Annotated in this window: 12 protein-coding genes; 7 read left to right on the forward strand and 5 right to left on the reverse strand. The window is 73.5% G+C overall.

From position 1 onward, the window contains the following. Window positions 1–113: 113 nt before the first annotated feature. Window positions 114–518, reverse strand: a complete 405-nt coding sequence (locus OG937_08470; protein ID WUD71726.1) for a hypothetical protein — start codon at window positions 516–518, stop codon at window positions 114–116. Window positions 519–580: 62 nt separating this feature from the next. Continuing rightward, window positions 581–2314 (reverse strand): DNA polymerase/3'-5' exonuclease PolX, encoded by a 1734-nt coding sequence (gene polX / locus OG937_08475; protein WUD71727.1) that lies wholly within the window; start codon window positions 2312–2314, stop codon window positions 581–583. A 129-nt stretch (window positions 2315–2443) separates the two neighbouring features. Here polX and OG937_08480 point away from each other — a divergent pair, with 129 nt between their 5' ends. From OG937_08480 to OG937_08490, 3 genes are all read left to right on the forward strand, one after another. Next, entirely contained in the window at window positions 2444–2659 is a 216-nt protein-coding gene (locus OG937_08480; GenBank protein WUD71728.1) for a dodecin family protein, read from the forward strand. Between the two features lie 93 nt (window positions 2660–2752). Beyond that, window positions 2753–3202, forward strand: a complete 450-nt coding sequence (locus tag OG937_08485) for a VOC family protein (GenBank protein WUD71729.1) — start codon at window positions 2753–2755, stop codon at window positions 3200–3202. Window positions 3203–3330: 128 nt separating this feature from the next. Next, window positions 3331–4038 carry a type 1 glutamine amidotransferase domain-containing protein gene (locus OG937_08490; GenBank protein ID WUD71730.1) on the forward strand — a complete coding sequence of 236 codons (708 nt, stop codon included), beginning with the start codon at window positions 3331–3333 and terminating at the stop codon, window positions 4036–4038. Here the strand turns inward: OG937_08490 and OG937_08495 are convergent. Continuing rightward, a complete protein-coding gene (locus OG937_08495) occupies window positions 4035–5294 on the reverse strand; it encodes an MFS transporter (protein ID WUD78674.1) in 1260 nt (419 codons plus the stop codon). The two genes, OG937_08490 and OG937_08495, sit on opposite strands and share 4 nt — an antisense overlap. A 122-nt stretch (window positions 5295–5416) precedes the next feature. On the opposite strand from OG937_08495, the gene OG937_08500 reads away from it, so the two are divergent. From OG937_08500 to OG937_08515, 4 genes are all read left to right on the forward strand, one after another. Beyond that, a complete protein-coding gene (locus OG937_08500) occupies window positions 5417–5956 on the forward strand; it encodes a CGNR zinc finger domain-containing protein (protein ID WUD71731.1) in 540 nt (179 codons plus the stop codon). A 196-nt stretch (window positions 5957–6152) separates the two neighbouring features. Next, a complete protein-coding gene (locus OG937_08505) occupies window positions 6153–6668 on the forward strand; it encodes a (2Fe-2S)-binding protein (protein ID WUD78675.1) in 516 nt (171 codons plus the stop codon). A gap of 4 nt (window positions 6669–6672) precedes the next feature. Next, window positions 6673–7662, forward strand: a complete 990-nt coding sequence (locus OG937_08510) for a xanthine dehydrogenase family protein subunit M (GenBank protein ID WUD71732.1) — start codon at window positions 6673–6675, stop codon at window positions 7660–7662. Beyond that, window positions 7659–9893, forward strand: coding sequence for a xanthine dehydrogenase family protein molybdopterin-binding subunit (locus OG937_08515; protein ID WUD71733.1), 2235 nt, complete (start codon window positions 7659–7661; stop codon window positions 9891–9893). The genes OG937_08510 and OG937_08515 overlap by 4 nt, the downstream gene beginning before the upstream one ends. Window positions 9894–10043: 150 nt before the next feature. Here OG937_08515 and OG937_08520 read toward each other — a convergent pair whose 3' ends face one another. Further along, window positions 10044–10694, reverse strand: coding sequence for a DedA family protein (locus OG937_08520; protein ID WUD71734.1), 651 nt, complete (start codon window positions 10692–10694; stop codon window positions 10044–10046). Window positions 10695–10698: 4 nt separating this feature from the next. Next, a complete protein-coding gene (ugpC, locus tag OG937_08525) occupies window positions 10699–11907 on the reverse strand; it encodes a sn-glycerol-3-phosphate ABC transporter ATP-binding protein UgpC (protein WUD71735.1) in 1209 nt (402 codons plus the stop codon). Window positions 11908–11909: the final 2 nt, after the last annotated feature.

Raw genomic sequence — 11909 nt, forward strand, 5'->3', positions numbered from 1 at the left:
GAATGGCGGCAGCGGGTCCGGGAGGCATCTTCGGCGGTCCGTCGTACGTACCGGTGGGCGGGCGCCATGTGCGCCGGGGTGGTGCGCTTCTGCTCCGGCGCCTCTGCTCCGGCTCAGTGGCCGAACAGGTGCATGCCCCGGCGGCGGGCGGACGCCGTGGGGGTCTTCGTGGTCGTGACCGTGTCGTCGGGGGTCCCGGTGGTGACGGTCGGAGCGGTGGCGGTCGGGGCGGTGGCGTCGGGCGCCGTCTCGGCGGCCCGGGCCCGGCGGCGCAGCCGGCGCAGCTCCGCGCGGCGGCTGCGCTCGCGTCCGGCGCCGGCCAGGGCGATGACCGAGGCCAGGCAGAACACCAGGGCGAGCGCGAGACCGGCGAGGAACGCGCCGAGGGTGTTGACGGTGGCGATGTCCGAGCCGAACAGCGTCACGGTGTAGTCGGGTCCTCCGCCGAGGTTCTCCGCGATCAGGAGTCCGGTGAAGGCGGCGGTGGCGCCCATGAGCACGAATCCCAGCAGCAGCATCGTGTCCTCCTCGATGTCGGGCGTGGTAGGGGGCCCTCGCGCTGCGCCTACCCCGGGTACGGTCACGGATGCGTACGGCCGCCCTTGCGCAGGAAGCGCCGCAGCCGGGTGAGCGGCCAGGCGTTGACGACGTCGTCCTCGGTGAGCCAGCCCCGCTGGGCCGTACCGACGCCGTAGCGCATGAAGTCCAGGTGGACGGTGGAGTGCGCGTCGCTGTCGACGGCGAACTTCGCGCCGTGCCGGCGGGCCCGCAGGATCAGTTCGTCACCGAGGTCGAGCCGGTCGGGCTGGGCGTTGACCTCCAGCGCCGTGCCGGTGCGGGCGCAGGCGGCGAAGACCTCGTCGAGGTCGGCGTCGACACCCGGGCGCCTGCCCAGCAGCCGGGTGGTGGGGTGGCCGATGATGTTGACGTACGGGTTCTCGGCCGCGCGCACCAGGCGCCGGGTGAGGGCGTCACGGTCCTGGTGGAAGTGGGAGTGGATCGAGGCCACGCACAGGTCGAAGCCGGCCAGGAACGCGTCCGGCCAGTCCACGCCCCCGTCGGGGCCGATGTTCAGTTCGGTGCCGTGCAGGACGCGCATGCCCTTGTGGGCGCGGTCCAGGCGGCGGGCCTCCGCGCGCTGGGCGAGGATCTTCCCGTCCGTCATGCGCTGCATGGACAGGTCGGGCGCGTGGTCGGTGACCGCGTAGTAGGCGTAGCCGCGCGCGGCCGCCGCCGCCACCATCTCCTCCAGGCCGGCGAGGCCGTCGGTGAGGTCGGTGTGGGTGTGCAGGTCACCGCGGACGGCGCGCAGCGCGAGCGGCTCGGGGAGCTCCCCTGCCAGGCCTGCCTGGATCTCGCCCCGGTCCTCGCGCAGGGTGGGCGGTATCCAGGGCAGCCCGAGGCGGGCGTAGACCTCCTCCTCGGTGCGGGAGACGACGCGCTCGCCGGTCGCGGTGTCGAAGAGCCCGTACTCGGAGAGCTTGAGGCCGTGGTGGACGGCCATCCCGCGGGTGCGGATGTTGTGGGCCTTGGAGCCGGTGAAGTACTGCAGCGCCGCGCCCCAGGAGTCGGGCGGCACGACCCGCAGGTCGACCTGGAGGCCCTTGGTGGTCCGGATCGAAGTCTTCTTCGCGCCCCGCACGATGACCTCGGCGGTGCCCGGCATCCGGGTGAACGCCTCCATGAAGGGCCCGGACCGCTCGGCGGCGACGAGGACGTCGACGTCGCCGACCGTTTCCCGCATGCGGCGCAGCGAGCCGGCGTACGTGCAGCGCTCGCAACCGGGGAGCGCGGAGAGCTCGGCGACGACCTCCTCGGCGACCGCCGTGGCGACGTTCAGCGGGACCCGGCCGCCCGAGGACCGCATCAGGCCGATGCCGTGCAGGATGGTCTCCTCGGTGCGGGCGCCGAAGCCGGGCAGGTCGCGCAGGCGTTCGGCGTGGATGGCGTCGGCGAGTTCCTGCACCGAGGCGATGTGCAGCTCCCGGTAGAGCATCATGGCCCGCTTGGGGCCGAGCATCGGGATCGCGGTCATCTCCCGTACGCCGGCGGGGATGCGGGCGCGCAGTTCCTCGACGGCGGGGACGGTGCCGGTGCGCAGGTACTCGGAGACCTTCTCGGCCACGGACTTCCCCACGCCGGGTATCTTCCGCAGTCCCTTGTCGTCGAGCCGGGAGACGTCCTCGTGGTGGCCGCCGATGGCGCGGGCGGCCTTCTCGTAGGCGCGCGCCTTGTACGCGTCGCCGCCGGTGATCCGGATGAGGTCGGCGTACTCGCGGAGCAGGGCTTCGACCTCGTCGTTGGCCCTGGCCATGTGGAGCCCCTTCCCGTGGCACGCCGTGGGCTAACGCCCGGGGCCGTCCTTCCCCTCGCGGCCCGCGGGGCGATGAGGCACCGTGGAGGGGCGGCGGAGCCGCCCGTTCCCACCGATCAGGGAGGACCCATGACCGACCACACGTACCGGGTGACCGAGATCGTCGGCTCGTCCAGCGAGGGCCTGGACGCCGCCATCCGCAACGGGCTGAGCCGTGCCTCGGAGACCCTGCGCAACCTCGACTGGTTCGAGGTGACGCAGATCCGCGGTCACCTGGCGGACGGGCAGGTCGGGCACTTCCAGGTCGGGCTGAAGGTCGGCTTCAGGATCGAGGGGAACGACTGAGCGACTGAGCGACTGAGCGACTGTCGTACCCGTCGGGCAGCATGGGTCCCACCGGTGCCGGCACCGGGCGGGCCACTTCGACGGAGGCACACCATGGTCGCGTTCCAGCTCACGATCGACTGCGCGGATCCCGGGGCGCAGGCGCGCTTCTGGGCGCACGCGCTGCGCTACCGGATGGAGGACGCCCCGGACGGCTTCCCCACCTGGCGGGAGTACTGGCTCTCCGTCGGCGTGCCGGAGGAGGAGCTCGGCGACGGGGAGTGCTGCGACTCCATAGTGGACCCGGAGGGTGACGGGCCCCGGATCTGGTTCCAGCAGGTGCCCGAGGGCAAGGTGGTCAAGAACCGGCTGCACCTCGACGTCAAGGTGGGCGGCAAGCGGGCCGAGGTCCCCCTGGAGACCCGCAGGGAGCGGGTCGAGGCCGAGGTCGGCCGGCTGGTCGCGGCGGGGGCCTCCCGGCTGCGCGTGCTCGCCCAACCGGGCGTGGACCACTACGGGGTGGTGATGCGGGACCCGGAGGGCAACGAGTTCTGCGTGGCGTAGCCGGTGCCCGGCCCGCCGGACCGCCTTGCCTGCCCCAAATGGCGCATTTAGGCTCGAACCGACGGGGTGCCACAGCGGTGTCGACCGCCGCGACGAGCACCGAATCCCGCAGGGAAGAGGGCAGTGGCATGCCTGCGACCAAGAAGATCCTGGTCATCGTGACCAACGTCGACGAGTACGAGAAGGTCGGCATGCGCACCGGGCTGTGGCTCGGGGAACTGACGCACTTCTGGGACGTGGTCGAGCAGGACGGCTACACCATGGACATCGCCAGTCCGGCCGGCGGCAAGGTCCCCCTCGACCCGGAGAGCCTCTCCCACGAGGTGCTGGGGGAGCTCGGCACCGGCGGGCACTACGCCGACCGCGAGTACATGGACCTCCTCGAGGACACGTTGCCGATCACCGACGTGAACCTCGAGGACTACGACGCCATTTACCTCACCGGCGGCCACGGCGTGATGTTCGACTTCCCGCAGAGCCGGGAACTGGAGGACCTGATGGCCAGGTTCTACGAGTCGGGCCGGATCGTGTCCACGGTCTGCCACGGCGCGACGGGTCTGCTCAACGTGACGCTGAGCAGCGGCGAACCGCTGGTCCGGGGCAGGCGGGTGACCGGATTCTCGTGGCCCGAGGAGGAACTCGCGCACCGGGCCGAGGCGGTGCCGTACAGCCTCCAGGAGGAGCTGAAGAAGCTCGGCGCCGACTACTCCATGGCCAGGCGGCCGTTCGACACCTACGTCGTCGAGGACGGACGGCTGATCACCGGCCAGAACCCGGGCAGCGCCCGCGCGGTCGCGGAGGCGGTCGTCCGGCAGCTGGAAGACGCCCAGCGTTAGGCGCGTGCCGGGGCGGCGATCCGCAGGAACGGGACGAGCGCCGCGGCCGCGACGACCGCGAGGACCGCGAACACCAGCCGGGGGCCGCCCAGTTCGGCCAGCACGCCGGCCAGGGCGGCGCCGAGCGGCATGGCGCCCCAGCTGAACAGTCTGCTGACCGCGCTGTAGCGGCCCATCATGTGCTCCGGCACGATGTCCTGGGCGATCGTACGGGCGTTGACCGCCCACAGGGTGCCGCCCATGCCGCCGAGGAAGGCGCCGGCGGCCACCGGCCAGAAGGCGGTGGTCAGCGCGGGCAGCGCCATCATCGCGGCGGTGCCGGCGATGTCGGCGGACATCGCACCGCGGCGGCCCAGCAGCCGGTTGACCCGGCCGACGGTGAGCGCGCCGGTCAGCCCGCCCACGCCGAGGGCGCTGAGCAGCAGCCCGTACCGCCCGGCGTCCAGGCCCATCGTGTGGGTCGCGTGCAGGGGCATCAGCGCCAGCCACGCACCCCAGCAGGAGCACAGGACGGTGAGGACCAGCGAGAGGGTGCGCAGCAGGTCGTGCCGCCACAAGTGGCGCAGGCCCTCGGCGATCTGCGTGCGGACGGGGGCGGGGGCGCGGTCCGCCGCCGCACCCGTGCCGCGTGCCCCGGCCACCCGCCCGGCGAGCAGGAACAGGGCGAGCGAGGCGAGCGCGTACGCGGCCCAGGTCGCGCCGAGCGCGAAACCGGTGCCCACGGCGATCAGCACCCCGCCGACGAGGGGGCCGCAGAACTCGTTGCACACGGTCTCGGCGCCGGTGATCCACGCGTTGGCGCGTTCACGTCCGGCCGGGGGCACCACGGACGGTACGAGCGCCGCCTCCGCCGTCAGCGCCACCACCTCCGCGACGCCGAGGACGGCACCGGCCGCGCAGAGCACCCCGATGCCGAGCCCGCCGCCGGCGGCCGCCGCGAGGAGGCAGGCCACGGCCGCCATCCGCACGCCGCCCGCGGCCCACAGCAGCCCCCGGCGGTCGCGGCGGTCCACCAGGACGCCCACGGGGAGGGCGACCAGCAGCCAGGGCAGGGTGAGCGTCAGGGACACCGCCGTGACCTGCAGCGGCGAGCCGGAAGCCCGCGCCGCGAGCAGGGGCAGCGCCATCTTGGTCACCCCGTCGGCGAGATTGGTGACCGCGGTGAAGCCGACCAGCACGGCCGTGTTGCGGGTGCCCCGGGGGACCGTCGGCGGCGCGGTCGCGGGGGCGGCCTCCGGGCCGGCGCCGTCCTTCATCGGTGTGACGCGGGCGTGGTCCCCCATGCGAACTCCCCCTGCACTAACCGGCTATCGGCTTCACCGGTCATTCTAACCGTCGTTCGCGATAGCCGGTAGACTTCGGCGACAGGAGGTGCCCCGTGCTCGAACCCCCGCCCGCCGCCGTCCTGGTGGAGGCCTTCGCCAACACCGTCGACCTCGACCTCGGCACGGACGACCTGGCCGCGCCGGACCGGTTGTCCGCCTTCCTCGCCTCCCGCCGCCTGCTCGACGACGGCACGCCGGTCACGCCCGGCGAGCACGACCGCGCCCTGCGCCTGCGGGCCGGCATCCGCGAGGTGCTGGGCGCCAACGTCGGCGACACCCCCGACCCGGGGGCCGTCGCGGCCGCCGACGAGGTGCTGCGGGGGCTGCCCGTCCACGTCGCGGTCGGCGAGGACCGGCCCGCACTGTCCCCCGCGCCGGGGCTGCCGCCCGTGGAAGGGGCGCTCGCCCGCATCGCCCTGGCCTGGAGCGCGCTGGTGATCACCGGCGACGCGGCGCGCCTCAAGCGCTGCGCCGAGCACACCTGCGGCTGGGTCTTCTGGGACGTCTCCAAGAACCGCAGCCGCCGCTGGTGCTCGATGCGTGTGTGCGGCAACCGCAACAAGGCACGGGCGTACGCCGCCCGGCAGCGGTAACCGCGCCGCGCGGACCCGGAACCGGGAGCGCCCGGGCACGGCCCGGCGATCGGATCCGCCCGTAGGCCGCCGCGCGGCGGGGCATGTTCCCGGTTGCGGGTCGTTGACGGGCGAAACAGCATGAAAGGGAGACCGATCTGGAGGTGGACCGGTGTCCTCACATGTTTCGGCGAACACCGCGGCGGAATCCGGCGTACTGCCGGAGCGCGGCCCCGACCCCGTCCCGGTCACCCTGCACGTCAACGGGGAACGGCGGGCGGTGGACATCGAGCCCCGGGTGAGCCTGCTCGACGCGCTCCGCGAGCGCCTCGGGCTGACCGGCGCCAAGAAGGGCTGTGACCAGGGCACCTGTGGGGCCTGCACCGTGTTCGTGGACGGGCGGCGCGTACTGGGCTGCCTGACGCTCGCCATCGCGTGCGAGGGCCACGAGGTCACCACGATCGAGGGCCTCGCGCGGGAGGGCCGGCTCGACCCGATGCAGGAGGCGTTCATCGCGCAGGACGCCTTCCAGTGCGGCTACTGCACCCCGGGGCAGATCATGTCGGCGGTGGCGCTGCTGCGGGAGGGGCACGCCTCTGATGACGCGGAGATCAAGGAGTGGATGAGCGGCAACATCTGCCGCTGCGCCGCGTACCCCAACATCCGTGCGGCGATCCGCGCGGTCCGCGACGCGGGCCCGGACACCGCTCCCGGAACCGGCAGCGGAGCGTGACACCGTGCGGCCTATCAGCTACACCCGCGCCACGGGCACGGCGGACGCCATCGCGGCCGTCATCGCCGACCCGCAGAGCCACTTCCTGGCCGGCGGCACCACGGAGATCGACCTGCTGCGGCAGAACGTGCTCACGCCGCGACGGCTCGTCGACATCAACGACCTCCCTCTGACCGGGGTGGAGGGCATGCCCGACGGCTCGCTGCGGATCGGCGCGCTGGCCCGGATGAGCCAGGTCGCGCAGTCGCCCGTCGTACGGGAGCGCTTCCCGCTCGTCGCCGAGGCGCTGGAGCTCGGCGCCTCGGCGCAGTTGCGCAACATGGCCTCCATGGGCGGCAACATGATGCAGCGCGTGCGCTGCGGTTACTTCCGCGACTCCACGTCACCCTGCAACAAGCGCGTGCCCGGCAGCGGTTGCTCGGCAATCGAGGGGACGAGCCGCGGCCACGCCGTCCTCGGCACGAGCGCGCACTGCATCGCCACCCACCCCTCGGACGTGGCCGTGGCCCTGGCGGCGCTGGGCGCGAGGATCCGGACCGAGGGCCCGGGCGGTGACCGCTCCTACTCCTTCGAGGAGTTCTTCCTGCTGCCCGGCGACACCCCGGACCGGGAGCACCCGCTGGAGCACGGCGAGCTGATCACCGTGATCGAGGTGCCCTCGGTGCCGATCGCCCGTCGTTCCACCTACCTGAAGGTCAGGGACCGCGAGTCGTACGAGTTCGCCCTGGTCTCGGTGGCGGCGGCGCTGGCGCTGGCGGACGGGCTGGTGCTGGACGTCCGCCTCGCGCTCGGCGGGGTGGGCACCCGGCCCTGGCGGGCCGAACGCGCCGAGGAGTTCCTGCTCGGGGCGCCGGCGATCCCGCAGAACTTCCACGAGGCCGCGCGGGTCGAACTGGCCGCGGCACGGCCCACGGCGATGAACGCGTTCAAGGTCGAACTCGCCTGCCGCGCCGTGGTCCGCGCGCTCGGGACCCTCACCGGGAGCCCGTCATGAGCCCGGCCGTCGGGCAGCCCATGGACCGTGTCGACGGCCGCCCCAAGGTCACCGGCTCGGCACGGTACTCGGCGGAGATCCCGCTCCCCGGCATGGCGTACGCCGCGCTCGTCGGGGCCCACATCGCCTGCGGGCGGATCACCTCGATCGACGCGGGCGAGGCCGAGGCCGCCGAGGGCGTCCTCGCGGTCCTCACCCACGAGAACACCCCGCCCATCGCGGCGCAGCCGCCGCTGATCCCCTCCCTGGCGGGGACGGCGGCGCCCGGCCAGACCTTCTTCCCCCTGCAGGACGACGTCGTCCACTACGCGGGACAGCACATCGCCGTCGTCGTCGCCGACACGCACGAACGGGCCCAGCACGCGGCGAGCCTGCTGCACGTGCGGTACGCGGAGGAGCCCTCCGTCACCACCCTCGACCAGGGCCGGGACCGGGCCCACGTGCCCGAGGCGATCTTCGGCGGCTTCATACCGGGCCGCATGAGCCGGGGCGACCTGCGGAAGGGGATCGACGAGGCCGACGTACGGCTGGACGTCACCTTCACCTACGCCGCGAACAACCACCAGCCCATCGAACCGCCGGCGACCACCGCATCCTGGGAGGGCGACGAACTCACCCTCTGGGACGCCACGCAGGGCGTCACCTCCACCCAGCAGACGGTCGCCGCGCTGCTCGGCCTGCCGGTCTCCCGAGTGCGGGTCATCGGGCACTACACGGGCGGCAGTTTCGGCGGCAAGGCCATGATCTGGCACCATCCGGCCCTCGCCGCGATCGCCGCCCGGCAGGTGGGCCGTCCGGTGAAACTGGCGCTCACCCGCGAGCAGATGTTCACCTCCATGGGACACCGCGAGGAGCAGGAGCAGACGATCATGCTGGCCGCGGCCGGGGACGGACGGCTCACCGCGCTGCGCCACCACAAGCTCTCCCCCACCTCGCACTTCGACGACTGGGCCGAACCCTCTCTCGGTGTCGCCTCGCAGATCTACGGATGCCCCCACTACGAGGGCGAGTACCGGCTGTTCCGCGCGAACACCATGACGCCGACCTTCATGCGCGCCCCGGGCGAGGCCTCGGGCATGTTCGCCATGGAGTGCGCGATGGACGAGCTCGCCGAACGCCTCGGGATGGACCCGCTGGAGCTGCGGCTGCGCAACATCACGGCGACCGACCCCGGCACAGGCGAGCCGTGGTCGAGCTGGGGGCTGGAGGAGTGCTACCGCCGCGGCGCGGAGCGTTTCGGCTGGGCGGACCGCGATCCGCGACCGCGCTCCCGGCGTGAAGGGCACTGGCTGATCGGCACGGGCATGGCCAGCGCCGGCTACCCCGTCGCCCAGCCCGTCACCCCGCAGCGCGCCCGCGCCCGCCTCTACGCCGACGGGACGGCCCTGGTGCAGGCGGCCACCCCCGACTTCGGCACCGGCGTGGCCACGGCCATGACGCAGGTCGCCGCCGACGCCCTCGGCCTGCCGGCCGGGCGGTGCCGCTTCGAGAACGGCGACACCGCCTTCCCCCAGATCGCCGCGGCCGTCGGCTCGGCCGGAGCGGGCATGATCAGCGCGGCCGTCCACACGGCGGCCACCGCCCTGCGCGACGCGCTCGTCGCGCGGGCGGTCGCGGACGCGGAGTCGCCGCTGCACGGTGCGGCCCCCGAGGCCGTCGAGCTCCAGGACGGCCGCATGGTGCTCCGGGACGACCCCGGCACCGGCGAGACCTACGCCGAAATGATGCGCCGTCAATTCCTGCCCGACATCGAGGCCCTGGGTTCCTGGACCCCCGACGCCGGCGCGAACGGGCACGCCCTGATGACCTTCGGCGCCCAGTTCGCCGAGGTCGCCGTCGACGCCGACCTGGGCCTCGTCCGGGTCCGCCGCATGGTCGGCGCCTTCGCCCCCGGGCGGGTCCTCAACCCCAAGACCACCCGCAGCCAGCTCACCGGCGGCATGATCTGGGGCCTGGGCCAGGCCCTCCTCGAGGCCAACCACATGGAGGCCCGCACCGGCCGCTGGGCGGCGTCGAGCCTCGGTGACTACCTGGTCGCCGTCAACGCGGACGTGCCGGACGTCGACGTCGAGCTCGTCGAGGTCGAGGACACCGTCGTCAACCCCCTCGGCGTCAAAGGCGTCGGCGAGATCGGCCAGGTCGGCGCCGGCGCCGCCATCGCCAACGCCGTCCACCACGCCACGGGCCGCCGCGTCCGCAAGATGCCGATCACCATCGAGGACCTGCTGTAGCCCCCGCCGGGCCCCGCCGCCCGTGTCCGAAGCCCTGGTCCTGGGCCGGACGTTGCCCGAAGGTGAGCAACAGGCACCCGCAGGGGGTCGTCCGCGTACCGGAGCCGGATCTGGCGACGCTGATGGCGCGCGCCGGGCTGTGAGGACCCCTCAGGGGCCGGTGTCGCGGCGGCGGATGCGGCGGCGATGGATGTGACGGGCCGTCAGGGCGACGGCGAGGAGGGCCACGGCGATCAGGGCGTAGAGCTGGAAGCGGGTGAGCCAGGCGTAGAGGGGGCCGAGGTGGGTGCCGGCGGCGTAGGCGAGGGCGGCCCAGACGCCGACCCAGAGAACCGCGCCGAGGGTGTTGCAGAGCAGGAAGCGCCACCAGGGCATGCCGGCGGTGCCGGCGATGATGCCGTTGGTCTGGCGCAGGACGTCGACGAACCGGGCGAGGAGGACGACGAGGTCGCCGCGGCGGGCGAAGAACTCCTCGCCGCGCACGAAGCGTTCCGGGGTGAGCAGGACGTAGCGGCCCCAGCGGTGGACGAAGGCGCGGCCGCCGCTGCGGCCGATGAGGTAGCCGAGGCAGTCGCCCGCGACGGCCGCGACGACGGCGACCGCGACGACGCCGGCGATGTCCATCCGGCCGGTGCCCGCGTAGGCGGCCGCGACGACGAGGACGGTCTGCCCGGGCACGGGGATGCCGCAGTTGTCGAGCAGGACGAGGACGCCGACCGCCAGGTAGCCCCAGTCGTCGAGGAGCGGGGCCAGGTGCGCGAGGGGGCCGGGCAGCGGCGGCGGGACGGTGGCCGGGGCCATGCGCTCACCCCGCGGTCGTGTCGCCGGGGCGTTCGGAGAGCGTGAGGTTGTCGCCGGTGGCCGGGTCGAAGACCTGGGCCTGTGCGGTGTCCAGCCACAGCCGCAAGCGCTCGCCCTCACGGGCCCGGGTCCTGGCGGAGAGCCGGGCGACGACCTCGGGGCCGCCGGCGCCGGTGTCGGCGAGCCCGGAGTCGGCGGCGAGTTCGGCCAGTTGCTCCGCCGCGGCCACGGCGGCCGCGCCGCCCTCCTGGGCGACGTGGACGTAGACGTCGGAGCCGAGGGACTCGCGGACGTCGACGGTGACGGTGACCGTGGCGCCGCCACGGCCGGGGTCGACGAGCGCGGCGTCCTCGAAGTGCTCCGGCCGGAAGCCCGCGATGACCTCGCGCGGTGCGTCGTGGCGTGCCAGGGCGGTGCGGAGGCGGTCGTCGAGCGGCAGGTCGCCGAGGGGGGTGCGCAGCCGGTCCTCCTCCACGGCGGCAGGCAGGAAGTTCATCGCGGGCGAGCCGATGAACCCGGCGACGAAGAGGTTGCGCGGCCGGTCGTACAGTTCCTGCGGCGAGCCGGTCTGCTGGACGACGCCGCCGCGCATCACGACGACACGGTCGCCGAGGGTCATGGCCTCGGTCTGGTCGTGCGTGACGTACACCGTGGTGGTGCCCAGGCGCCGCTGCAGCCGGGCGATCTGGGTGCGCATCTGGACCCGCAGTTTGGCGTCGAGGTTGGAGAGCGGCTCGTCCATCAGGAAGGCCTTGGGCTCGCGGACGATGGCCCGGCCCATGGCGACGCGCTGGCGCTGCCCGCCGGAGAGGTTGGCGGGCTTGCGGTCGAGGTGGCCGGTGAGGTCGAGGACGCGGGCGGCCTCCTCGACCTTCGCCTTGATGACGGCCTTGTCCACGCCGGCCAGCCGCAGGGCGAAGCCCATGTTCTGGCGGACCGTCATGTGGGGGTAGAGGGCGTAGCTCTGGAAGACCATGGCGATGTCGCGGTCCTTGGGGGCCTTGTCGTTGACGACCTGCCCGCCGATGCGCAGGGTGCCCTCGGTGATGTCCTCCAGCCCGGCGATCATGTTGAGGGTGGTGGACTTGCCGCAGCCGGACGGCCCCACGAGGATCACGAACTCGCCGTCCCCGATGGCGAGGCTGACGTCGCGGACGGCGACCGCGCCGTCGGGGTAGCGCTTGGTGACGCCGTCGAGGGTGATCTCGGCCATGT

It is taken from the genome of Streptomyces sp. NBC_00510 (assembly GCA_036013505.1).
Lineage (GTDB): Bacteria > Actinomycetota > Actinomycetes > Streptomycetales > Streptomycetaceae > Actinacidiphila.

Coding starts and splice junctions, on each gene's coding strand:
- OG937_08470 (WUD71726.1), bottom strand. CDS start 518: ATGCTGCTGCTGGGATTCGTGCTCATGGGCGCCACCGCCGCCTTCACC.
- polX (WUD71727.1), bottom strand. CDS start 2,314: ATGGCCAGGGCCAACGACGAGGTCGAAGCCCTGCTCCGCGAGTACGCC.
- OG937_08480 (WUD71728.1), top strand. CDS start 2,444: ATGACCGACCACACGTACCGGGTGACCGAGATCGTCGGCTCGTCCAGC.
- OG937_08485 (WUD71729.1), top strand. CDS start 2,753: ATGGTCGCGTTCCAGCTCACGATCGACTGCGCGGATCCCGGGGCGCAG.
- OG937_08490 (WUD71730.1), top strand. CDS start 3,331: ATGCCTGCGACCAAGAAGATCCTGGTCATCGTGACCAACGTCGACGAG.
- OG937_08495 (WUD78674.1), bottom strand. CDS start 5,294: ATGAAGGACGGCGCCGGCCCGGAGGCCGCCCCCGCGACCGCGCCGCCG.
- OG937_08515 (WUD71733.1), top strand. CDS start 7,659: ATGAGCCCGGCCGTCGGGCAGCCCATGGACCGTGTCGACGGCCGCCCC.
- OG937_08520 (WUD71734.1), bottom strand. CDS start 10,694: ATGGCCCCGGCCACCGTCCCGCCGCCGCTGCCCGGCCCCCTCGCGCAC.
- ugpC (WUD71735.1), bottom strand. CDS start 11,907: ATGGCCGAGATCACCCTCGACGGCGTCACCAAGCGCTACCCCGACGGC.